19 protein-coding genes and 1 riboswitch are annotated in these 23,812 nt (G+C 42.1%); of the genes, 4 read left to right on the top strand and 15 right to left on the bottom strand.

Translation table 11 applies throughout. The annotated features are described in order from the left end of the window. Positions 1-14: 14 nt before the first annotated feature. A riboswitch (ZMP/ZTP riboswitch) is annotated at positions 15-96 on the bottom strand. Between the two features lie 53 nt (positions 97-149). The 14 genes from LPB68_RS13900 to cls form a co-directional block, all read right to left on the bottom strand. Then, positions 150-731: a low molecular weight protein arginine phosphatase gene (locus tag LPB68_RS13900; RefSeq protein ID WP_257786615.1), complete on the bottom strand. Its 582-nt coding sequence runs from the start codon at positions 729-731 to the stop codon at positions 150-152. A 150-nt stretch (positions 732-881) separates the two neighbouring features. After that, a complete protein-coding gene (locus LPB68_RS13895; RefSeq protein ID WP_068660230.1) occupies positions 882-2,000 on the bottom strand; it encodes an NADH-dependent flavin oxidoreductase in 1,119 nt (372 codons plus the stop codon). A gap of 536 nt (positions 2,001-2,536) precedes the next feature. After that, positions 2,537-3,097 (bottom strand): manganese efflux pump MntP, encoded by a 561-nt coding sequence (locus tag LPB68_RS13890; RefSeq protein WP_068660232.1) that lies wholly within the window; start codon positions 3,095-3,097, stop codon positions 2,537-2,539. A gap of 69 nt (positions 3,098-3,166) precedes the next feature. Then, on the bottom strand, positions 3,167-4,372 hold the full coding sequence (locus LPB68_RS13885) for an L-threonylcarbamoyladenylate synthase (protein ID WP_068660234.1): 1,206 nt from the start codon (positions 4,370-4,372) through the stop codon (positions 3,167-3,169). A 175-nt stretch (positions 4,373-4,547) separates the two neighbouring features. Then, on the bottom strand, positions 4,548-5,225 hold the full coding sequence (gene spoIIR / locus LPB68_RS13880) for a stage II sporulation protein R (RefSeq protein WP_068660921.1): 678 nt from the start codon (positions 5,223-5,225) through the stop codon (positions 4,548-4,550). 170 nt (positions 5,226-5,395) lie between these two features. After that, positions 5,396-6,589 (bottom strand): FtsW/RodA/SpoVE family cell cycle protein, encoded by a 1,194-nt coding sequence (locus tag LPB68_RS13875; protein WP_068660236.1) that lies wholly within the window; start codon positions 6,587-6,589, stop codon positions 5,396-5,398. Between the two features lie 177 nt (positions 6,590-6,766). Further along, complete coding sequence (gene prmC, locus LPB68_RS13870; protein ID WP_068660923.1) at positions 6,767-7,642, bottom strand: peptide chain release factor N(5)-glutamine methyltransferase; 876 nt, start codon at positions 7,640-7,642, stop codon at positions 6,767-6,769. A gap of 25 nt (positions 7,643-7,667) precedes the next feature. Next, a complete protein-coding gene (gene prfA, locus LPB68_RS13865; RefSeq protein WP_068660238.1) occupies positions 7,668-8,735 on the bottom strand; it encodes a peptide chain release factor 1 in 1,068 nt (355 codons plus the stop codon). Positions 8,736-8,942: 207 nt separating this feature from the next. Beyond that, positions 8,943-10,043 (bottom strand): redox-regulated ATPase YchF, encoded by a 1,101-nt coding sequence (ychF, locus tag LPB68_RS13860; protein ID WP_068660240.1) that lies wholly within the window; start codon positions 10,041-10,043, stop codon positions 8,943-8,945. Between the two features lie 132 nt (positions 10,044-10,175). Continuing rightward, entirely contained in the window at positions 10,176-12,032 is a 1,857-nt protein-coding gene (locus LPB68_RS13855; protein WP_068660241.1) for a heparinase II/III domain-containing protein, read from the bottom strand. 162 nt (positions 12,033-12,194) lie between these two features. Beyond that, entirely contained in the window at positions 12,195-12,431 is a 237-nt protein-coding gene (locus LPB68_RS13850; protein WP_068660244.1) for a hypothetical protein, read from the bottom strand. Positions 12,432-12,692: 261 nt separating this feature from the next. Further along, on the bottom strand, positions 12,693-13,163 hold the full coding sequence (locus tag LPB68_RS13845; protein ID WP_232510279.1) for a GNAT family N-acetyltransferase: 471 nt from the start codon (positions 13,161-13,163) through the stop codon (positions 12,693-12,695). Between the two features lie 66 nt (positions 13,164-13,229). Next, complete coding sequence (fni, locus tag LPB68_RS13840) at positions 13,230-14,261, bottom strand: type 2 isopentenyl-diphosphate Delta-isomerase (RefSeq protein ID WP_082865820.1); 1,032 nt, start codon at positions 14,259-14,261, stop codon at positions 13,230-13,232. Positions 14,262-14,379: 118 nt separating this feature from the next. Next, on the bottom strand, positions 14,380-15,888 hold the full coding sequence (gene cls, locus LPB68_RS13835) for a cardiolipin synthase (protein WP_068660248.1): 1,509 nt from the start codon (positions 15,886-15,888) through the stop codon (positions 14,380-14,382). Positions 15,889-16,098: 210 nt separating this feature from the next. On the opposite strand from cls, the gene LPB68_RS13830 reads away from it, so the two are divergent. From LPB68_RS13830 to LPB68_RS13820, 3 genes are all read left to right on the top strand, one after another. Beyond that, the gene (locus LPB68_RS13830; RefSeq protein ID WP_068660250.1) at positions 16,099-17,007 is read left to right on the top strand and encodes a TetR/AcrR family transcriptional regulator; all 909 of its coding nucleotides are present in this window, start codon (positions 16,099-16,101) and stop codon (positions 17,005-17,007) included. 57 nt (positions 17,008-17,064) lie between these two features. After that, positions 17,065-20,133, top strand: a complete 3,069-nt coding sequence (locus LPB68_RS13825; RefSeq protein WP_068660252.1) for an efflux RND transporter permease subunit — start codon at positions 17,065-17,067, stop codon at positions 20,131-20,133. A gap of 227 nt (positions 20,134-20,360) precedes the next feature. Beyond that, the gene (locus LPB68_RS13820; RefSeq protein ID WP_068660254.1) at positions 20,361-21,293 is read left to right on the top strand and encodes a 1-phosphofructokinase family hexose kinase; all 933 of its coding nucleotides are present in this window, start codon (positions 20,361-20,363) and stop codon (positions 21,291-21,293) included. Positions 21,294-21,360: 67 nt separating this feature from the next. Here LPB68_RS13820 and LPB68_RS13815 read toward each other — a convergent pair whose 3' ends face one another. Further along, complete coding sequence (locus LPB68_RS13815; protein WP_068660256.1) at positions 21,361-22,044, bottom strand: TorD/DmsD family molecular chaperone; 684 nt, start codon at positions 22,042-22,044, stop codon at positions 21,361-21,363. 454 nt (positions 22,045-22,498) lie between these two features. On the opposite strand from LPB68_RS13815, the gene LPB68_RS13810 reads away from it, so the two are divergent. Further along, complete coding sequence (locus LPB68_RS13810; RefSeq protein WP_099458713.1) at positions 22,499-23,737, top strand: MFS transporter; 1,239 nt, start codon at positions 22,499-22,501, stop codon at positions 23,735-23,737. Positions 23,738-23,812 lie beyond the last annotated feature (75 nt).

Genomic DNA, 23,812 nt, shown 5'->3' with positions numbered 1-23,812 from the left:
TTTCCGTAGAATTGCTCTTGTGCCCAGGCGACCGGCCGTATATTCCGATGCTCCATCGTGGTTTCATCCACCGCGTCGCCAGTTACATCGGAACCGATTGTTCTTCTTTTTTCATAATAAAACAAAAGACTATGAAAAGCAACGATATTCTAATGACCCAAACCCAACAACTTATCGACAATACGATCAATTGCTGTGCGAATTTCAGCTGCTGCCACATCATAATCTTCTCTTGAACCTCCAAATGGATCTGACACATCAAAGCTTGGTATTCTTTGCTGAATCTCAATCAATCTTTCATGCTCCCCATCATTCATAGGTTTCCCTAAAGCTCTATTCATAGCCAAAGTCGCAACTAGACTATCCAGTTCCGCTAAGTCTCGTAGAACTTGTTCATCATCTTCAGCATATTCCTTTAAAGTATAAATTTTACCAACGACCTCCGGAAACAAACGAAGCACATGTTGTTTATGACTTTGCGTTAAGGTTAGGATCAGATCACTGGCTTGAACAACACTCAATCTCAAGGGTTGCGAGACGATCTTATCATCAATATTATGATCTCGTAATACTGCTTCCGCATGCCTAGAAATGGGGGTACCCTCCATTGCAGCTACGCCAGCAGAACTCACTTCAAGCTTCAGTCCACGTTCCTTAGCTAACTTTCGAAGCAGAGCTTCCGCCATCGGGCTGCGGCATGTATTTCCTGTACATACAAATAATATTCGCAACTCGTCTGCTCACCTCCATATCTGAACTTCATTATTGTATTATATATCTTTTCTTCCAGAGATGCTAAACAGCCGTTTCCCCTTCTCATATCAGAGAAGGGGAAACGGCTGTATCTCAACAGTCCTATGTTTAATTGTACTATAGCAACATTACACCACCGGGAACCAACCCGGACTACCTATTATAGCTTGCCATAATGGATCTGGAACCACCAATACTTCCTGCGCTTCCCTACTTACTGTTGTAGCTATATCTTCTTCTCTGCCTGATTGTATCTTCTCCACCCAATCTGGTTCAGCAATAAGTTCTCTACCCAGAGCTATCAGTGGTATTCCTATCTCAAGAGCTTTCAAGCCATCATCCGCTGTCTGGATAGAACCTACACCCATGATCGGAACACGTTTCCCAACATGATCTCTAATCAATTCCATGCGTGACAAGCCTTTTCCTTCTACACCACGTCTAGGCTCCGACCAGAAATCCATAAGAGAAACGTGGATATAATCAAGATCTTTCTTGGCTAATGCATCAAGCAATACGAATGTATCTTTCATGGTAATACCCTCATCCTCTGGTTCTTCAGGAGACAAACGGTAACCTACTAAGAATGGACCCTTCGCATATTCCGCCACCGCTTTCTTAACAGCGTCCACAACAGCTAGTGGGAATGCCAAACGATTCTCAACATTTCCTCCCCAACGATCTTCGCGGCGATTCGTAAAACCAGAGAAAAACTGATGTATCAAGTAATTGTTAGCTCCATGAATTTCTACACCGTCATAACCAGCTTCAATAGCTCTACGGGTCACTTCGCTAAAATCTTGAATAATAGCTAGGATTTCCTCATCTGAAAGGGCACGTGGTGTCACTTTCCCATCATCTGTCGGCACTGCACTTGCACTAACCACATCACCATTTACGAGTTCAGGTGGACATTGCCTTCCACCATGAAAAATTTGCAACACCGCTTTCGACCCTTTTTCCTTAATCGTAGTTGCTAATCTAGCCAAGCTAGGAATCATCTCATCACTGAAACCTGCGAACTCTCCATGAAATCCTTGACCATTCACGGAGACATTCGTACATGCCGTAATCACCAAACCCACTCCACCAGCTCTACGGCTATAGTAATCAATCTCAGCATCTGAGACTGTGCCATCTAGATTTGAAGACCAGTTCGTCATAGGTGCCATCACAACACGGTTCTCTAACTTAACACCACTACGGAAAGTAAATGATTCAAACAGCGGATTATACTTAGCATCCATCGGATCAATCCTCCAACATTATATATTTATATTACTGTAACTATTATAGTTACAATTAGGATCATTTGCAAATCAGTCAGATTAATCACCAAGGATTGAGCTCATAACTAGATTTCAAACTCCTAATTAATATATCCCACCGAATCCTTTCTTTATCAAAGAAAAAAAAATAGTAATAAATAGAATCAATTTCATAATCGTCTATGTAGCTTAAATAAGTACTATATATTGAACGGAGTGATTTATTCCGTCAATATATAGTTACATTTAAGTGAGTTTGCGTAATTATGAAATTGATTCTAAGTAAAACAATTAACTACATTCAGAAGAGTTCGCATCATCCTCTCAACACTTGAAATTATGTCCGAAGATTTACAGAAGACCATAGAGAAATTTAAGGTCTATATCTCTTACCTCTATAACATAAAGAAACAGGTGTCTATCAGCTTTTAATGGCTGGGAGGCACCTGTTTTTTTCGTTAGGATATCTTAAACAATTAGTTCGTCCATCATCTTTTATCGTTTCAATATCCATCTCATAATATAAACATGATTCCAAATGCGAGCAAAATTGTACCACCTATAGCTTCACCATAGCTGCCTAATTTATCGCTCACTCTTCTGCCCAGAAGGAGACCCATCATGGACATAAGTGCACCAAAGATTCCAAAGATCAGAACGGTCAACAAAAGTTCGCTCTTAAACATCCCTAAGGATACTCCTACCGAAAAAGAGTCTATACTCACACTAAATGAAAAGAGAATCATACCTGCCCATGCATGATAATCTATCATTGTGGTAGTACCTTTACGATAGGAATTAATGATCATATGCACCCCAAGCACGACTAACAATCCTCCCGCAGCATACCCGGTCACTTGTCCCAATAAGGAGCTTATATAATGCCCAGCAAATATCCCCAACAAAGGCATTAACATGTGGAAAATACCGATCAACAAACTAATTCTCAGTACATGTAGCAAGCGAATCCCTCTCATACCAATTCCTACGCCCAACGACAAAGCATCCATCCCTAAGGCTACTGCCATCAATCCTATCGTAATCAGCTGCCCCCAGTGGACAGAAGCTTCCAACATATGTACTCCTCCACATCGTTTGTACCTTTGTACAACCATATGCGGACAAGATGTAAAACATGATACAATTTAACTCAGATCGAGAACACGTCCTCCTGCTGCCTTAATCAAACGATTCATTACCGCCTCACCAAGTCCCTCTTCGGAACATGCCTCAGCTAACATAAAAGTGACACCTTTCTCATCACAAAAACGCAAAGCTGCATACAGCTTATAAGCTGCCTCAGCAGGCGTAGCCAACGACCCAAGTGATATAATATAGTTCGCCGAATTCGCAGGGTAGCCTGAAAGATGTTCGTCAAAAGCAAGCAATCCTGTTACGTTCCCATCCAATGTATATTCTCCCAACATAGAAATTATCCGATCTCTAACAGCCTGAGGGGATGATCCTCGAACAATGGTTAGTTGTCCATGCGGAGCATAGTGTGCATACTTCACTCCTGGAGAACGTGGCGGTTCAGAACTATCCATATCAGCATAAGATTGGTGTATCCCCATATCATTGTGATGATCTGGAGATACAGCTGATTGAGCTTCTATTAAGGCACCTCCTACACTAATAACCTTAGCACCTGTCACAGAAGACAACTGTTCAATCGTAATCCCTCCGGGCCGCAGCACCTGAACATCCCCATTCGGAAATACACGTATAACAGTAGATTCAAGACCTACTCCTGCTGGTCCCCCGTCTAAGACTCCATCAATCCGACCATCCAAATCTTCTACCACATGTGAGGCAAGGGTCGGGCTTGGTCGCCCCGAACGATTCGCACTTGGTGCCGCAACTGGACAATTTGCTTCGGCAATCAACGCTAACGCAATAGGATGATCAGGCATACGTACACCTACTGTATCTAAACCAGCCGTAACCCGGGATGAAAGGACATTAGGTAGTAACGGAAGTACAATCGTGAGCGGACCTGGCCAATAAGCATCCATAAGCGTAAGTGCAACAGAAGGAACATCAGCGATAAGCTCAGTTAATTGCGAGCGGTCAGCTATATGAACGATAAGTGGATTATCTGAGGGACGTCCTTTTGCAGCGAATACCGCTTCTACCGCTGTAGTGTTCCGAGCATCCGCTCCTAACCCATATACCGTTTCCGTTGGAAAAGCTACGACACCACCCTTACGGATCAGCCCAGCCGCTTCTTCTATCGCTTGTTTAGTAACTTGATCTTGTATATTTGAATTAGAATCGGTATTAGAATACAGATTCCAATAAGATGTTGTTTTACTTGTCCAATTTACTTCCTTATCTAGATTATGCGTCATTGGTTATCCCAAGCCTTCTATATAGTTTAATTATAATAAGAATCCACCACATCGACTGAAGCACTTCCGCTTACGAGGTTCTACCATTTTAGCATGAAAGCTTACACAATTATATTGGCTGAGCAACTAAATCAGCGTCCAAGCTATGTCTTTTATTTACATGACGCTACGATTATTAGAATAATCCTTTGATCCAATCCACGAAACCAGATAATAAATCCCACAGGAAAAAACGAACTTCTGGCGCTTCATCCGTAGATGCGGGTACCTGCTTCACCGTCACATTATCCGAGTTACCTGTTTCTTTAACTTGTGCTGATTCTTCAGCGGATTGCGCAATTGCATCTCCACTCCCTGCATCAATGAAGCAAAGAGGTGGGAATAGCACACACCACCAATTCTGGCCTCTACCAGCACCAAGAGTAACTCGTAATGCTTCATATTCACCAGCAGGGTAAACCGTACCTCCGTATAATTTCGTTGGAAAAGGCACGACACTAAGCTCCACATGATAGGAATAGCTGATCCCACGATCAGATAGCTCTTGTCCCACTAAATTATTCAAATCTGCCATGTGATTCCGAATCGTTTCCCTCGCTTGATCTAGATTTTGCGGATTATCCAGTTCCTCCACCCAACCATTCATTTCTGCTATGATGGCGTCTCTGATTTCTCTTTTGACAAGTTGGTCGTTCACACTATCTGAATTTGCTAGAATACGTAGTCGAATCGACTCTTCCGGAATTGAACCTTCTGCAACCGATGCATCTATACGTTGACCATCCCAAGACATCACAAGCATAAATAACATACTAAATATAATGGCTGTATTCTTAAATAAAAGGCGTAACATGTCTCCCGTCTTCTCATCCCACTTGATCCTATTCCATTTCACAGTAGCGACCCCTCTCTATCATTCATACATGGTAGTATGTCCGATTCTGATAGAGTCTAAACCTGTGAAACTACAAAAAAACGCCTTTCGGCGTCTTTAATGGGAGAGTTCATGCAGATGCATATTACTCAATTTAATTCCCCAACTTTCGGATAACTTGAGGTTTGCACAACTATTTCTTCTTCAACTTCCCGACCATGAACACGTACACTCATCACGATCCCTATACTAGCCATATTAATAAGCAACGATGTCCCTCCAAAACTAATAAAGGGCAGGGTAATACCAGTTAATGGCATAATTCCGAGAAAAGCACCAATGTTCTCAAAAATCTGGTACAACATCATGGAAACGACACCCACAATGATATACGGTCCTGCTCGATCCTTGCATTCTAACGAGATCAGAATCATGCGATGAATCATGACGAAATATAATAAGAGCAACACGGATGCTCCTACAAATCCAAATTCTTCAGCAATCTGTACGAAAATAGAATCAGAATACGTATAAGGTACACGTTCGGATTGAACAGATGTGCCTTTCATATATCCTTCTCCACTCATCCCTCCAGATGCAATAGCAAGCTTCGCATTATCTGTATGATAGCTCGCTTTCGCCGTTGCTCGCTCAGGAACAAGCCAAGGATCTAACCTCTCAACCCAGTGAGCTTTATCAATAGATTCTAGAGTCACCTTGATTTCATCATGATAATGAATATACCCTTGAATCCCTCCAATAAGCGCTCCGATCATAATCGCAATTCCAATCAACGCATGAGTGAATTTGATGTTCCCAATCCACAGAAGCCCTATCAGAATGATAAAGTAGCTAAATGAATTCCCGAGGTCATTCTGTAAAATCACGATAGCAAACGGAATGAAGGCCAATATACAAAGAGGTACAACATCGCCCCAGAAAGCTAGCTGATTCTTACCCATTCGAACAAGAACAAACGTTAAGAATAGGATTAGGCATAACTTAAAGAGTTCCGCTGGCTGTAACGACAGTCCAAAAATATTCAACCATCCCTCTGCTCCGTTCGTGGTCTTACCTATAAGACTTGCTACTCCTAGCAAAACCAAGCCACCTAAATAAATGACCCAAGCGTATTTAATCAATAGTCTGTAATCAATCAAGATCATCGCAATAAAAGCTACAAAGGAAACCGCATAGTACATTAGCATCTTAATGTGATGACCATCTAAACCTGTACTAGTTCTTCCATTGGTCACACTATATAAAGACAAGATACTGATCCCCATAAGCGCAACCAGCACCAGCACTACAACATAATCTACTTTTTTTAACTTTCGAAGCATGTTAGCCCTCCTGTGCTGAGACTTTCCGTCTCATGTGCTCCTAGCACACTTAGTTCTATTGTAAAGGAATAACAGCACTAAATTCAATGGAATGCCTTAACAAGTTGTATGATAATCAATTTTATAACCACCTATGCAATTATGAAATTAATTCATGGGTCGAATAAATAGACTGCTTTATACACGAACTCCAAGGACATGCCGATCTATGCCGGCGTAATCTGGAATCGTAATAATCTCATTCCAATATCCCGTGTGACGTAGCAATGTGGCTATATCTTCTGCTTGCCCCATGCCTAATTCAAACCCTATTAGGCGTGGTGGGGTCGCTAGCAAAGCGATCTGTTCCAGCATGATGCGGTATGGATTCAATCCATCCATACCTCCATCTAAAGCGAGGCGCGGTTCGAAGTCGCGCACCTCGGGCTGTAGACCGGCGATATCGCGAGCCGGTATATACGGTGGGTTGGACACCAAGATGTCCAACCCCATCCCGGCAAACGGCACCAGCAGGTTGCCTTCTCTAAATGCAACGCTGGCCGCATGGCGCGTTGCATTCCGCTCGGCGACGCGCAACGCGGCGGGCGAGATGTCGCTGGCGTGTACGTGCCAGCTAGGAGCTTGCACCGCCAGCGACACAGCAATGGCACCACTGCCGGTGCCAATATCGGCGGCGACGAGCGGCGCGGGCTGGGCATAGCCCGGCCATAGCCGCTCGGCCTGCTGCAGGACGGCCTCGACCAGCAGCTCGGTCTCCGGCCTCGGGATCAACACCGCGGGCGTCACCTCAAAGAGCAGGCCGTAGAACTCCTGCTCTCCGATGATGTACTGCGCGGGTTCTCCCGCTGCTTTGCGGGTGACCACATCTTCCCATGCAGCAATCGCTGCTGCAGGGAAAGGATCGGGCAACGCCATGTAATAGGCGGTACCAGACATGCCCAGCACATGTTCCAATAGTAACTGGGCATTTCGTTGCGGCTCCAACACACCGCAACCCATGAAAAAAGAGGAAGCCTCCGCAAAGGCTTCCCGTATACTTTGCTTTGTTGTCATGACAAAAACGTCGTTGTTCAAAGCATTATTCCCCTTTATCCATCATCTCAGCCTGTTCGGCAATGCTTAATGCTGCAATAATATCTTCAATTTCACCATTCATAATCTGATCCAATTTATGAACTGTCAATCCAATCCGATGATCCGTTACACGACTCTGTGGGAAGTTATACGTACGAATTCGCTCGCTTCGGTCTCCTGTACCCACTTTAGTCTTACGTTCACCTGCATACTTCGCTTCTTCTTCTTGGCGCATCATATCTGAGATACGAGTGCGAAGCACTTTAAGCGCTTGATCCTTATTCTTATTCTGTGATTTACCATCTTGGCAAGTTGCCACAATTCCCGTAGGAATATGAGTTACCCGAACGGCTGACTTTGTTGTATTAACAGATTGTCCACCCGCACCACTTGAACAGAATGTATCTACACGAATGTCTTTATCATGAATTTCAATTTCAAACTCTTCAGCCTCTGGTAGTACGGCTACCGTCGATGTTGACGTATGAATCCGTCCACCAGATTCAGTAGTAGGTATGCGTTGCACACGATGCGCTCCGCTTTCGTACTTCATTTTGCTATAAGCACCACGACCGTTGATGGAGAATATAACTTCTTTAAATCCTCCAAGATCATTACTATTCACGTCCATTAGATCCACTTTCCATCCCTGTGTATCTGCATAGCGTGTGTACATACGGAATAAATCAGCAGCAAACAAAGCCGCTTCGTCACCACCAGCAGCACCACGGATTTCGATAATAACATTCTTATCATCGTTTGGATCTTTCGGTAATAGTAATAAACGAATTTGACTCTCTAGCTCATCATGCCGAGATGACAATTCATCGATCTCCATCTTAACCATCTCACGCATTTCATCATCTAGCTTCTCGGATTGCATCACTTTGGCAGCATCTAGCTCTTCCATAACCGTTCTATATTCAGTAAAAGCCTCGAATGCAGGCTGCAAATCAGATTGTTCTTTAGAATATTCCCGCAACTTTGCAGTATCACTTGCAACGTTAGGATCACAGAGCAGTTCGCTCAGCTTTTCATAGCGGTCCGCCAAGGATTGTAATTTGTCCAACATTGGGGGTCACCTCTCCTGTTTAAAATACTACAAACGATTTTCTCGACTGTTTATTATATCACAATTAAATAAATTAGACTATCTTTAATTATATTTTTACAGAATAATCCCTTATCTTTAAAAGAGGGAGTGGAGTTATGGAAACTTGAAATAACGAATAAGCTTACCAAGACTGGCAAGCTTATTCCGTTTCCTTGGCAGGACTTCCTATACGTTGAAACGGAAATGCATAACGTCGCCATCTTTTACGATGTATTCTTTACCTTCAAGACGTAGCTGTCCGCGTTCTTTCGCACCATTCATAGAACCTGCAGCGATAAGGTCATCATATCCCACTACTTCTGCACGAATAAATCCACGTTCGAAGTCTGTATGAATAACACCTGCTGCTTGAGGTGCCTTCATGCCTTTACGGATCGTCCAAGCACGAACTTCTTGTACACCTGCTGTGAAATACGTATACAATCCTAGTAGACTATAAGCTGCTTTGATCAGACGGTTAAGGCCTGACTCTTCCAACCCTAGCTCCTCTAGGAACATCGCCTTGTCTTCGCCTTCCAATTCTGCAATTTCGGCTTCTACCTTAGCACTAATAGGTACAACTGCTGCATTCTCTGCTGCTGCAAAATCACGCACTTGCTGTACATACGGATTGGTGTCTGCATCGGCTACGCCATCTTCGCTAAGATTAGCTGCATAAAGAACCGGCTTAAGTGTTAGCAAATGAAGATCACGTACAATAGCTAGATCATCTTCACTAAGTTCAACACTACGTGCTGGCATATCGTTATATAGAGCTTCTTTTACTCGTTCAAGAACTTCAACCTCTTGCACAACCTTCTTATCACCATTCTTTATGTTCTTACGCGAACGGTCGATCTTCTTCTCAATACTTTCAAGATCGGCAAGTATGAGTTCAAGATTAATCGTCTGGATATCACTAACTGGATTCACTTTTCCATCTACATGGGTAACGTTCTCATCTTCAAAACATCTCACCACATGGACAATGGCATCAACTTCACGAATATGTGCAAGGAATTTATTTCCTAGACCTTCACCCTTACTCGCACCACGAACAAGTCCAGCAATGTCAACGAATTCGAAGGCAGTTGGTACTGTTTTATCAGGAACAACTAATTCGGTAAGCTTATCCAAACGCTCATCAGGTACTTCAACAACCCCAACATTCGGATCGATTGTACAGAAAGGATAATTCGCTGCTTCTGCTCCAGCTTGTGTGATTGCATTAAACAATGTGGACTTACCTACATTCGGTAGTCCAACGATTCCCGCTTTCAAAGCCATTTATATGACAACTCCCATTTTAGGTTTTTAACTATTTGATCTTACGATACGATATAGCTTGATTTACCCATTATATATTAGAACATTTAACCCAGCAAGGACTATGCCCTACCTAGCCCTGGTAATGGCTATTCACAAGGTCATCTCTTGATTAGAACATATTTCTATATTCACGCTCACACTCATCTTACAGTTAAGTTCCTTCACTTTAAGATCAATTAGATACAAAGAAGACTGGTTTGTCGTTTCAGGCAGAAATGCTACCCGCTCACAGCTATATTCCAATTCACTGCTATTATAATGAAGCTCCACCGATATTCCTTTCCCAGTATCTAAAATAATTTTACCATTCATCTTAAGCTCTGGCTCTATAAAAGTAACGAATCTTTCTGTTAGGGAGATCGGCGTGCTTGCGAAACTATATTGATCCTCTATTCGAAGTGTATTCTTATGATATCGGCAGGTTCGGGTCAAGGATGTTAGATTATCTGACTCATAGGCATTCGTTAAATCTAATTCAACAATATCACCATCCTCAGAGGGTTCAAACTGAATCCAATGAGCCGCATATTGCTCCCCTTCCTGTTGATGGAGACCTTCAATAATCGGGACAGAATGTCCGTGGGAACCATTGTAGATCAGGGAATAGCGCTCATCACCAAAATATTCTTTCGTATAAATACCATTACCTGGATCGACAAAAATAGGTTGATCTTCTGTGTGAAGAATGAAGCTCCCTACATCATTATGGTTATGCGGTTCAGCGTTATGACCACCTTTTATAGAAAAAGCCACGTTCTTCCCATTCCATTCACTTCGACGGATGAATATTTGAGCCTCTTCCAATACATAATAAGCGGATGGTAGCTTTTCAGTGACATAGGATTCCCTGCTCCACAGCAAATTACGAATCGCATGCGCGAACCGAAAGCAATGATCTCCCCACGGTCCGGAATGGGACTTTAATGGGGGTACGTCAACCTCCTCAAAGAGTGACTTCAAATAATGAGTTAGACCGATTTGATAGGCATGTGTAATACTGGAATCTGAATAGCTAATGACAAAATTGTGTCCTAGATAGCATTTTTGCTGGAACATCGCGATTTGTTTCACTTTTTCATTACCATGTAGCAAGTCGATTTCACCTATTGTTCTTTGCTTCAACAGTGCGGCGAAATAAACAAAATATCCGAAGCCATAAGCCCAATACCCAACACCTTCTCGACATGCTCCATCCTCAGCAAAACCATCCAAGAAACATTCCATGGTATCCAAAATACGCGCAAGTAGCGGTGCTAACGTATCATCTTCCTCAATCAGGTACATTGCTGTTGCTCCAATGGCTCCCCCACAGACTGCCGCCCAGTTCATATCTGCCGTTTCCCACCAGTTTGCAGATTTTAAAGAGGCATAGGATTCTAGTACCCGCTCTCTAATCTCCTTGATCACTCGATGCACTACAATTTCGGATAAACGAGATCCTAACAAATGAATAATTTCACTCAAAGAAAATGCAGTCTCTGCTGCAAACAAATCCAATGTCTCCCGATGCCCACGAGCTTCATTCAGTACAATCGATAGGCTTCCGCCTAAATGAGCAGGTAGGCACCATGTATATTCATCACAAATCGCCCAGAGGACATCCTCCAAGGCAACGATGTATTTATCATCCTTGTCCAATAAAGATAGAAACACAAAGGCATCGAGCCTACGTCTTCTCTCAAAATAAGCATTTTGAAACGATTCCCGATCCCCAATTGTCTCATACAATTTATATAATGAAAAAGGAATTAGTGGCATAGGTTCTTGTAAAAGCCTATCCCCCAATTCTCGTATTTCACTAACCATCTCCGCATAGAAAGAATCTGAGGATATTTTTTGCCATGTCGTCACATCTCGTCCCTCTTGAAAAAGTAGTTCCACCCCATGCCCGCAAGCTTTCTCCGTTCCATGATGCAAAGCTTCTAGCAATGACTTCATATTCATCATCTACTTCCACCCTTCAAAAAAGTGTACTATACCTACCATCACAACTAATCCTAGCATCCTCCTAGTATACCAAATCTGTGAGTTCTCGACAGCAAACGCCCTCCGCGCTCGAATTGTGAAATCCCGCGATGGAGAGCGTTTATTATTCGTTATGTGCGTCCCTTAGTCCCCGCTTTCCTTATCTCTTTTTGGGATGATATGCTTGATGGGTTGGCTTGGGGAATGATCATCAATAGCAAGTTCAGTCATCTCCCATTCCGTATTTCCAAGCACCAAATCGGCAGGGAATTCTTCCCCTCTACGCAAGTACAACTCTCGTCCCTCTTCATTCTTATATACCCCTTCCACTTCGACGGTTTCTCTCGATATTGGAAGCATATCTTTATTCTTACTACTCATCGTTGGACGCCTCCCGTAATATGAATGAGTGAAGATCACTCTTCATTAACATACGCCAAGGTAGCTCCCATTATCCAAGCCTTAAGTGTGTGGAGATCCCTATGTGTGTTGCCTACTTAACGACCTACTTCCCTTATTCCATAATTAGGTGTGCAGTAATTTCAGTAAAACACATTAATTCCTCCGAAGATGCTCATACTATTTCTTAAAGTAAAAAAACACCACGAGTCCAACTTAGCCTCATGGTGTTCCAATATCATATTATAGTTGCTTCGACATGCTTATATCCGTCACTTGATATCCCATCTTCTGATACAATCCGAAAGCAATCTTATTATGTCCGAATACATGGAGGGAAATCTTATCAACGCGTAGACGGCTTGCTTCTTCTTCCAAAGCAGACATCGTAGATGTACCGTATCCCTTCCCTTGATAATCTTTATGGATGGCAATATCGTAAATAAATGCTGACCTACCAAGAGGGCCATCCGTAAGATGGATCCACAGATAACCTACCTTAATGTCCAATACTGGATCGACCACAGCGTACAAGTAGGTATTTGGTGTATTCAATCCTTGAGGTAAAAAGCGTTGCATCTCCTCCACAGATAACTGTAATGCTTCTTCAGCCACCCATGTTCCCGCTTTTACTTTATCCTCTGCATAATCTATAGCACTCTGATGGACAAATACTTCATACTCCTGTTCATTCATGCCTCTAAGAGTTACCATACGTAGCATCTCCCTTTATTCCATGTTCATCTTATGTGACAAAAAGGTTATCAAACCCCGAATCTGCTAGATCTTCACTAATCGCTTCGTTGAACGAAGCCCTGAAATATCGGCTACGCCTATGCCGAACATCGCTGTTCGCAGCTCCAGCTCTACCCTCGCGAGTGTGGCGTCTAACGCCTCTTCGGACTGCACAGCGGCCGCCAACAAGCTGCGGCCGAAGCCCACAAGATCGGCACCTAGTGCCAATGCTTTAGCGGCATCCACGCCGCTATTCAGCCCTCCGCTGCCGATCAAGCCTCCGTGCGGGGACACTCCCCGCACCTCAGTGATACACTCCACGGTGGGGATCCCCCATCCCGCGAAAGCCTCAGCGGCCACGCGACGAACCTCGTCGTGGGCGCGGAATTTCTCGACTTGGCTCCAAGAGGTGCCTCCGGCACCCGCCACGTCTATAAATGAAACGCCCGCGTCATACAACCTTGACGCGGTCTCTCCATCGATCCCCCAGCCTACTTCCTTAACTCCAACGGGCACACTGAGTTCGCGACAGACTTGCTTAATGGCTGATAACAATCCCCCGAAATTCGTGTTACCCTCAGGCTGGAATACTTCCTGAAGCCCATTCAAATGCAGTACCAGCATGTCCGCACCAGCAATCTCCACAGCACGCAAGCAATCCTTTGAGCCAAACCCATAATTCAACTGCACCGCACCTAGATTGGCGATGATCGGAATATTCGGCGCCTTGTCTCGAACGTGGAAAGTGTACGCTAGATCCTCCTGCTCGACAGCAGCCCGAACGGAGCCGACACCTAATGCCCATCCCCGACGTTCTGCAACTTCTGCCAGACGAGCATTGATTGCCCCTGTTGACTTACTTCCACCCGTCATTGAACTTATTAATAGAGGTGTACGTAATGAAGCTCCTAAGAATGATGTTTGAATATTCACCTCATCATAATTAATCTCTGGAAGTGCAGAATGACGGAAACGATATTGTTCGAATCCAGCTGTTATGCCACTGGCACCAACTTCCTCTGCAAGACATAATCGCACATGTTCTATTTTACGCTCACCCGTCGGTGTTTTTGGCATTAGAGAGTTATTCCCATTCTCGTGTCTATCTACCTTTTCTAGCGATATAGCTTCTCCATCTATTGGTTTTACGTTATTTTCCTTTTCCAATTCATAGCCCTCCTTTATCCTCGTTCTGTTATAACAATGGTGACATCAATCTTGCAGAGGATTCCAATATTCGTTCCCAGAGCTTTTTGCTTTTCAATTGTTCTAAGGACAATTGATTAGTCGATAATAGATCACGTTCGAAATCGGTCACCATTTTCTGAACACTACATGTCTTTAGTAGAAGTGCATTCACTTCAAAATTTAAGTTCAGGCTACGCATGTCCATATTAGCTGTACCAATCGTCGCTAATTCCCCGTCTACAATCAGTAATTTTGAATGAATAAACCCTTTCTCATACTCATAAATCTTCACTCCCGTCTCTAATAGAACCGGAAAGTAAGAATGTGATGCATAGAATGGGAGTTTTTTATCCGGCTTAGCGGGAAACAGAATTCGCACATCAATTCCCGATAAAGCCGCAACCTTTAATGCCGTCAAAATATCATCATCTGGAATGAAATACGGTGTTGCCAACCACACACTCTTCTCTGCTGAAGTGATCATCGCGAAGAAGAGATTCCGAAGTACACGTCTCTCGTTATCTGGACCACTAGCAATCATCTGAACAATACCGTCCCCCTCACTTGAAAGCACAGGTGACAAGTATTCTTGCTGCAGAAATTGCTCTCCCGTCATATAAAGCCAATCCCGTAGGAATATGATCTGAAGTGTTCGCACAGCTTCACCTTTTACTAGCATATGAGTATCTCGCCAAAATCCGTAGGTTTTGCTTCTACTCAGATACTCGTCCCCCACGTTTAGTCCACCGATAAAACCTACATTCCCATCAATTACAACAATTTTGCGGTGATTACGGAAATTTACCCGACTAGAGAAAAAGTTGGTCTTCACACTGCCAAAGGCAACTACTTTCACTCCTGCATCTACCATTTCTTTCAAAAATGGTTTAGGAATCTGTATACTTCCCACCGCATCATACATAAATCTAATCTCCACACCTAATTTTGCCTTTTTGATCAGTATTTCCTGAATTCTAGTCCCGATATCATCTGCTCGAAAAATATAATACTCCATATGTATATGATGTTTTGCAGCCTCTAGTTCATTAATAATTTTGGAGAAGGTCTGCTCACCATTGGTTAGTACAGTCGTTTCAGTTGAGTGAGAAATCGGAGATCGCCCAAGCTTCTGAGATAATTTCAATAATTGCTGCTGACGTGTCGTAAACCCAGAGTAATCCTGATGGAACCGAAGCTCTTCATTCTCTAATCTCTCGTATGTCTCCATATCAATAATCGCCTTTTTGTCATACTTACGACGGTTGAAAAAATTCTGACCGAATAAGAAGTAGACGATGAGTCCCACGATAGGTACTAATGCAAGCAATAGAATCCAAGACATCGTTGTAGAAGGATTTCGATTCTCCATAGAAATCATGAAACATAGTGAAATAATCGTTAGGGTTGAGAACACACTGACGATTGTCCCTGCCGTTTTTCCTACAAAACCAAATCCAAAATAATAAAATGCAAACACCAACACAAAAATTAATATAACCTGCAATCCTCGTCTCATTTATACACGCACCTTTAGTCTTTACATTAGATAGTTAAATATTACCTTATTCATGCTTATCCCTTAACTATTGTACACGATCCATTGATAATCAACCATCTTTACCTCATCCAACAGTGGCAATCGTTGTATTGTATCTCGTTTTATAATATAATCTGACCAGCTGGTCAATATGAGAACCATAGAGTTCTAGAAAGGAGTGCAAGTCGATTGTCTGAAAAACAAACGGACAAAAAAACAACTATTCTGAAAACAGCCCTACAGTTATTCTCTACCAAGGGGATTGCTTCTACCTCCATGCAAGAAATTGCTGAAGTATGCGAAATGTCAAAGGGAAGTCTATATCTCCATTTCAAATCGAAAGAAGAGCTGGAAGAAAGTATTTACTCATATTGTTTTCAGCTCATTCGTGAAAGTGTCATTCGATTTGAACAGGAATCTCATCTTACTCCTAAAGAACAACTAGAAGCACAATTAGAGGCTCTTCTTCATCATTTGCTTGAATTACGGGAATTTCTGAAATATCAATTCATGGATGGCGCATATCTGACTAAAAAGAATGGTACTGGAAATTGCCTTCAAGATGATCATTTCAAAATGTTAAACTGGTTCAGGTTGAAATTGGAGTCCATCTATGGAACTGAAATTGAACCTTATGCTATGGATTTAGTCTTTTTCTTTGGAGGTTTACTTGGTTCAAACTTACGAATGTTATTCATTCCCGGTCTTCCACTTCACACCAAGAAGATGTCATCTCATCTCATTTCTCTGTTAGATGATATTGCTGCAAGTATGATAGCAAGAACGCCCGAACCCTTAATCCCTACAGAATTATGGTATCCATGGATCGATGAATTTCAAGAGCAATCTAGCATTCAACGGCATCCTTTTCTAATAACGAAAGAAATGAAGGATTGTCTGAAGTCAATCACAATTGACCAACAGGTATATAAAGACGCTTTCGAATCCATACATATTCTCGAAAAGGAAATTGTGGATAGTCATCCCCGGAGAGTCATGATTCAAGGTATGATTGGAAATTTAGAACAAATACCAGAACTGCAAGCACTAAATAGCGAACTCAGGGAAATTATTTCATTGTATTCGATGAATGTGTGAAATCATCAACTAGCTGATTCGACTTAGATATATTTGGAGAGGGGCAGGACCTTATTTATGAAGAGTATTATTAATTTTTCTTTGAATAACAAGTTTGCCATTTGGATTCTAACAATTATCGTTACTGCTGCGGGATTATTCGCAGGGCTATCCATGAAGCAAGAAACCATTCCTAACATTAGTATTCCCTACTTGAATGTAATTGCGATATACCCTGGTGCAGCCCCAGAAGGTGTTCTACAAGATGTGACGCTTCCGCTTGAACAACGCTTACGTAACATAGATGACGTCAAGATGATTACCTCGACATCCATGGAGAATGCTTCTTCAGTGGCAATAGAGTTCGATTACGGTACAGACTTAGATCAAGCAACAGCCGCAGTCCGTGAAGCTCTGAATGAAGTCACTTTACCCGAGGATGCACAGAAACCTACCATATCCAAATTTAGCATGAATTCATTCCCCGTTATTTCCCTGAGTGCTTCGAACAACCAAGCAAAAGACTTAGAGGAATTAACAAGTATTATCGAAAAACAAGTTAAACCTGAATTAGAGAAACTTGAAGGTGTAGCTTCTGTAAGTATATCTGGTCAGTATGTTAAAGAAGTTCAATTGAAATTTGATGAGGCCAAAATGGCTCAATTAGGACTAACTCAGGATACGGTGCAAGGGATCGTTCAAGGATCATCTCTCCGTGTTCCCCTAGGTCTCTATAACTTAGAGGATTCCGAGAAAGCCGTTGTCGTAGATGGGAATATCATTGAACTTGACGATTTGAAGAACCTTGCGATTCCAGTTATTCTGAATGCGGGTGCTGACTCTGGTATTCCAACCGTTAAGCTTAGTGAGATTGCTAATATTCAAGTCATTGGTCAAGCAGAGTCTATCTCTCGTACCAATGGTGCTGAATCGATCGGGATATCCATTGTTAAAGACAATGATGCTAATACTGTTGATGTCGTGAATGCAGTTAAAGACAGCATCATTGATTTGGAGAAAGATTATAATGGTCTTGATCTGATCACACTACTGGATCAAGGTGAACCGATCGAAGATTCGGTGAACACGATGCTTAGCAAAGCTGTATTTGGAGCATTGTTTGCTGTCGTCATCATTCTGATCTTCTTACGTAACATTCGCTCGACAATTATATCCATTATCTCCATCCCCTTGTCACTACTAGCTGCTCTTCTTATCCTTTGGCGATTAGATATTACGCTAAATATGATGACATTAGGCGCTATGACTGTAGCCATTGGGCGGGTCATCGATGACTCCATTGTCGTCATTGAGAATATTTATAGACGATTAGCTGACAGTGGAGAGAAACTTCGCGGTCGTGAATTAATCCGTGAGGCGACAGCAGAAATGTTCCTTCCGATCATGTCATCCACAATTGTCACCATCGCAGTGTTCCTTCCACTTGCCTTTGTAAGTGGGATGGTCGGAGAATTGTTCTTACCTTTTGCATTAACGATGGTTTTTGCACTGCTAGCTTCCCTAATTATTGCGATAACAATCGTCCCTATGCTTGCACATACCCTCTTCAAGAAAGGGATTTCATCAAAGAGAATTACTCATAAAGAAGAACTAGGAAAACTTGCAAAAGGCTATCAAAAAATTCTAAATTGGACTTTATCCCATAAAATTATCACGTTTGGTTCAGCTGTTCTTCTACTTGTTGGTAGCCTATTGTTATATCCTTTAATTGGTACCAGCTTCATGCCAGAACAAAAAGACAAATTCATCATGGTGACTTATTCTCCTGAGCCAGGTACTCAAATAGCGGCTGTCGAGAAGGTCGCCTTGGAAGCCGAGAAACTCATCCTTAGCCAACCTTCGGTTGAGAAGATGCAGTATTCTATTGGAGGCGCTAATCCTATGGGTGGGGCTAGCTCATCTAATTCGGGTCTCTTCTATATTGAATACAATACCGATACAGAGAATTTCGAGGACGTTCAGAAAACACTCATCGAGGATCTTCAGCAGGAAGTCCCTGTAGGAGAATGGACCTCCCTAGATATGACGGGTGGAATGTTATCTAGTGGATTAAGCGTCAGTGTATTCGGAGATCGCTTAGAAGATATTCAGCCCGTATCGGATCAAATTCTAGCATTCGTTGAAGAGGATACGACCTATTTTGAAAAAGCAAAATCCAGTCTATCCACTTCCTATGATCAGTACACCATTGTGGCTAATCAGGAAAAACTGAGCTCCCTAGGTCTTACTGCGGGTCAGATCGCCATGAAGATAAGCCCTATTCGCGAACGTCCTGTTCTAACAGAGATCGAAGTCGATGACAAAACCTATAAGGTTTACATCGAAGCCGATAGCTCGGAATATCAAACGATCAACGAAATTGCGAATGAAAAAATCATGTCCCCACTTGGATTTGAAGTGGCCATCAAAGATGTAGCCAAAGTGGAAAAAGGACATTCTCCGAACTCCATTACACGCACGGATGGTAAAATGGTTGTCTCCGTAACAGCTAATATTAAGACAGCAGATGTTGGTAAAGCTTCAACTAGTTTACAGGACAAAATAGATGCTATCGAACTCCCTGACGGTGTCGAAGTGAAGTTCGGTGGTTCAACGGAACAGATCAATGATACATTCAAGCAACTAGGAATTGCCATGTTAGCAGCGATTGCAGTTGTGTACTTTGTTCTCGTTGTTACCTTTGGTGGAGGACTTGCACCATTCGCAATTCTATTCTCCTTACCATTTACAGTCATCGGTGCACTTGTCGGGTTACTACTCGCTAATGAAACGTTGAATGTGTCCTCATTAATGGGTGCATTAATGCTCATTGGGATCGTTGTCACAAATGCCATTGTACTGATTGACCGCGTTATTCATAAAGAACGTGAAGGTTTATCTACTCGTGAAGCACTTCTTGAAGCAGGAGCGACTCGTCTTCGCCCAATACTAATGACTGCATTGGCTACTATTGGTGCATTAGTACCACTAGTTACTGGATTGGAAGATAGTGCAGGAATCATTTCACGTGGACTCGGTATTACCGTTATCGGTGGTCTAATCAGTTCGACGCTGTTAACGTTAGTTATCGTTCCTATCGTATATGAATTCTTGATGAAGTTCCGCAAACCTAAAGTTCAAGATTAAGATTAAGATTAAGATTAAGATTAAGATTAAGATTAAGATAAAGATAACCTAAGTTTAATGCTTTCTTATATTTTGAAAAGGACGTATTCCTCTCACTTTATTAGTGAAGGAGATACGTCCTTTTCTTGATTTTAACCTTTTAGCTCTAGCCCTAACATCCATATGCGAAGTTTACCTACATATGCGATAATCTATCTACAGCAAACTCATGGAAGGGGTTCTACATTATGATCACAACCGTCACTCTGAATGCAGCCTTAGATATTACATACACTATTCCCCATTTCCAAGTCAATCACCAGCATCGGACAGCAGAATATCTCGCTGTTCCAGGTGGTAAAGGTGTAAATGTAGCTCGTGTATTGCATACATTAGGAGATCAAGTGACTGCTACAGGTTATGTCGCAGGGTATCAGGGAGATGCACTACTCGCTGGTCTGAAGGCAGAAGATATTCAGTCTGATTTCATTATCCTACCAAACGGTGAATCGAGACGGGCGATTACCATTCTCGATCAACAACAAGGAACCAGTACCGAACTCATTGAAGAGGGACCCCTAATTATTGAACCAGATCTACATATGCTACGGCGCAAAGTTGAAGCCTTCGCTAAACAATCTACATGGATGTTGTTCTGCGGTAGCCTTCCAATGGGATGCCCATCCTCTATCTATGCTGAACTAACGGAAATATCGCATCATTATGGGGCTAAGGTAGGGCTCGACGCACATGGAGAATCACTTCGTGAAGCACTTCATGCGAAACCTGACCTTGTGAAGCCTAACGAGCATGAATGGGCTGAATTGATGGGAATCCAGAATGACGGTGACAATGCTACCATTCAGGCTATAGCCTCCCTAATCGGTGACGATGCTCGACTCATAGTTGTATCACAAGGTGAACGTGGAGCATTGGCTGGGTACGCTGGAGAATTCTATCGGATTCACATTCCTAAGGTGAACGCAATAAATCCTGTTGGAAGTGGAGACTCTATGGTTGCGGGAATGGTGAGCGCTCTATGCAAAGGTGCTGACATTATCACCACCCTCAAATTAGGAGCTGCCTGCGGGACGGCTAATACGTTACACAAGAAGGCCGGCAAGGTCAGCATGCAGGATGTCGACCGGATCCAAAGGGACATTGTAGTCCAAAAAATATAAATAAAAAAACTGACTCCATCTGACGCTCGAGGAACCAGCCTAAAAATCGTTATTGAATTCATGTTGACTAGGAAAGATTCTCCCTCCATGTGTGCAACATGCGTCTGTCATATGTAATAAAGTCTCTCAAAATACTACCTATTTCTGTATAAATCGGACTGTGTGTCTCATTCATTAAATCTTCACCAAAAATGGGTACCCAATTCATTACATGGTCCTCTAAGAATTTGATTTGATCATCAATTAATGATAACTGAGCTATTCTTATTCTTCGATGATCTGATGTTCGTTCAGCAAGAATAGCCATATATTCAAGCTCAATTAGAATATAATCATCATGCTCATGGCTCAATTTATTGAATGCAATACCTGACCGAACGTACACCTCACGTATATCTGCAGTACAATCGACTTGCTTTTCTCTTACCTTACTTATATAGGAACTCTCACATAACGAAGGAAATAACGGTTGAGTTCCCTCAAATAAGCGCCGATATTCCTTCTTCTCCACTTCACTTATTTCAATAAGTTGACTTGGATGAATGTTAGAAAAATAATGTATTAATCGTTGCCCACCTTCTGTCAGTAGGACATCTTCCCTTGTAACCATATGCTGCCGCCATTGAGAAATAAGCGATAGACTTGGGGAATTTCCCAAAAAATCAATAAGCAACTGATACATCCAGCCTCTTCTTTTCTTCCATAAAGTGCATTCTTCAGAATCCTTACTAAGTTCCATCGTCATGTTCATCGTGTGTTACCCCCCTATATTATCATCGAGTAGTGACGTTACGATCTAATAAGAATACCCAACTATAAAAGATAGCGCTTTCTTATATATTGAGAATACCTTAAATATTAAATAAATTATGTAACAAACTTCACATACCAATCTGACATCCAAAAAAAAATGATTTCCGTCAATGACGAAAATCATAAAGAGAAATCCTTCGGCATACGATTACTAGGGGGAATCGTTACCTATTACATATATTATAACTCATATTGTAAGCGCTTACCATATCTTTTTTTTAAAAAATTTGTCTATTTCGTAATTTTTTTGTCATATGGAAATTTGCTGGTTTGAAACCACTTACAACAAGTGATAAAGTTAAATAGTTAGCCTACACATAGAATAAATTTGTATAGAATGAGAGATAATCATGCGAAGTACAAGAGCGTGACCATTCGTCTGATCGAAAGGAATGTCATTATTGCGAGAATATATAGATCATAAATCTTCCTTAACGTCACTTAAGTTATTTAATTTCTTTATTTATGGTTCGATGGTTATATTTACAAGCTTTTTTCAGTTATACCTTCTCGATGTGGGTATGACGAAGTTGGAAATAGGAAGTCTGATGGCGCTTGGCCCTTTTGTCTCCCTATTTGCTAATCCCTTCTGGAGAAGTTGGGGTGACCGTGTGTATAACATGAAACGCATTATTATTCTCATGTTGATCGGTACCGTGTTACTGTTACAATTTGTCTTTCAAGCGAATACATATCCTATGGTTTATTTTATGATGATCTTATTCTTTTTCTTCCAAACGCCCATATTTTCTCATAGCAACAGTCTAATCCTAGGATATATTCAGGACACATCTCATCAATTCGGTTCCTTCCGTATGTGGGGATCTATTGGTTGGGCAATCACCGCTATTGTTGCAGGTTTAATTCTGGATTTGACAGGTATATCAGGAGTACCCATCTTATTTACGCTGTTGCTTATCCTAGCTATTGGGGCTGTTTTATTTCTTCCACCCCTCCATCGTACTTCTCATACGCCGACGTTACACCTTAGAGGATTTTCCAATATATTAACTCATAGGTATTTTCTCACCTTTATTCTATTAGGTGTACTTGTGTCTATTCCTAATGCAATGAATAATACATTTATGTCGCTATATATCTCAGAGATCGGTGGATCTAAGTGGATGATTGGGTTGGCAGTGTTCCTCTCTTCATTTTTTGAAATGGGATTTTTCATGCTCTTTGACCGTTTCGTAAAACGTAGAATAACATGGCTCTTCGGATGTCTTGCCTTAGTCAGTCTACTCTTCAGTCTCCGTTGGCTCCTTATGGCTGAAGCTACACTCCCATTAGAAGTCGCTGCCATTCAAGTGTTACACTGCGTTACCTTCGGTGGATTCTTCTACGTTGGAACCCAACTAACGATGTTATTGATTCCTCGTCCTTATCGTGCAACGGGTCAAGCTGTATATACACTATCATGGAGTGGGATTGCTGGTGTCCTCGGAGCCTTTATCGGTGGATGGCTATTCCAAAGCTTCGGTGCAGAATCTATGTATACAACAGGTATGATATTCTCACTCATTGGTGCCGCTGGCTTTACTCAGATGTGGTGGATTATTCGCAAGCATGGTTATGAGTTACCTAATACGCATCCTGAGCAAGAACTAGATGAAGAACCTACTCTATAATGATGAAATATATTGAATAAAACCAGCCCACATTATCTCAATGCGGGCTGGTTTATTTGTATTTCAATATTCATT

The organism is Paenibacillus crassostreae (genome assembly GCF_001857945.1).
In the GTDB taxonomy this organism is placed as follows: Bacteria; Bacillota; Bacilli; order Paenibacillales; family Paenibacillaceae; genus Paenibacillus_AQ; species Paenibacillus_AQ crassostreae.
This window is presented reverse-complemented; position numbering and strand designations above follow the sequence as displayed.

Coding starts and splice junctions, on each gene's coding strand:
- LPB68_RS13895 (WP_068660230.1), bottom strand. CDS start 2,000: ATGGATGCTAAGTATAATCCGCTGTTTGAATCATTTACTTTCCGTAGT.
- LPB68_RS13890 (WP_068660232.1), bottom strand. CDS start 3,097: ATGTTGGAAGCTTCTGTCCACTGGGGGCAGCTGATTACGATAGGATTG.
- LPB68_RS13885 (WP_068660234.1), bottom strand. CDS start 4,372: ATGACGCATAATCTAGATAAGGAAGTAAATTGGACAAGTAAAACAACA.
- spoIIR (WP_068660921.1), bottom strand. CDS start 5,225: ATGTTACGCCTTTTATTTAAGAATACAGCCATTATATTTAGTATGTTA.
- LPB68_RS13875 (WP_068660236.1), bottom strand. CDS start 6,589: ATGCTTCGAAAGTTAAAAAAAGTAGATTATGTTGTAGTGCTGGTGCTG.
- prmC (WP_068660923.1), bottom strand. CDS start 7,642: ATGACAACAAAGCAAAGTATACGGGAAGCCTTTGCGGAGGCTTCCTCT.
- prfA (WP_068660238.1), bottom strand. CDS start 8,735: ATGTTGGACAAATTACAATCCTTGGCGGACCGCTATGAAAAGCTGAGC.
- ychF (WP_068660240.1), bottom strand. CDS start 10,043: ATGGCTTTGAAAGCGGGAATCGTTGGACTACCGAATGTAGGTAAGTCC.
- LPB68_RS13855 (WP_068660241.1), bottom strand. CDS start 12,032: ATGATGAATATGAAGTCATTGCTAGAAGCTTTGCATCATGGAACGGAG.
- LPB68_RS13850 (WP_068660244.1), bottom strand. CDS start 12,431: ATGAGTAGTAAGAATAAAGATATGCTTCCAATATCGAGAGAAACCGTC.
- LPB68_RS13845 (WP_232510279.1), bottom strand. CDS start 13,163: ATGGTAACTCTTAGAGGCATGAATGAACAGGAGTATGAAGTATTTGTC.
- fni (WP_082865820.1), bottom strand. CDS start 14,261: ATGCCAAAAACACCGACGGGTGAGCGTAAAATAGAACATGTGCGATTA.
- cls (WP_068660248.1), bottom strand. CDS start 15,888: ATGAGACGAGGATTGCAGGTTATATTAATTTTTGTGTTGGTGTTTGCA.
- LPB68_RS13825 (WP_068660252.1), top strand. CDS start 17,065: ATGAAGAGTATTATTAATTTTTCTTTGAATAACAAGTTTGCCATTTGG.
- LPB68_RS13820 (WP_068660254.1), top strand. CDS start 20,361: ATGATCACAACCGTCACTCTGAATGCAGCCTTAGATATTACATACACT.
- LPB68_RS13815 (WP_068660256.1), bottom strand. CDS start 22,044: ATGAACATGACGATGGAACTTAGTAAGGATTCTGAAGAATGCACTTTA.
- LPB68_RS13810 (WP_099458713.1), top strand. CDS start 22,499: ATGTCATTATTGCGAGAATATATAGATCATAAATCTTCCTTAACGTCA.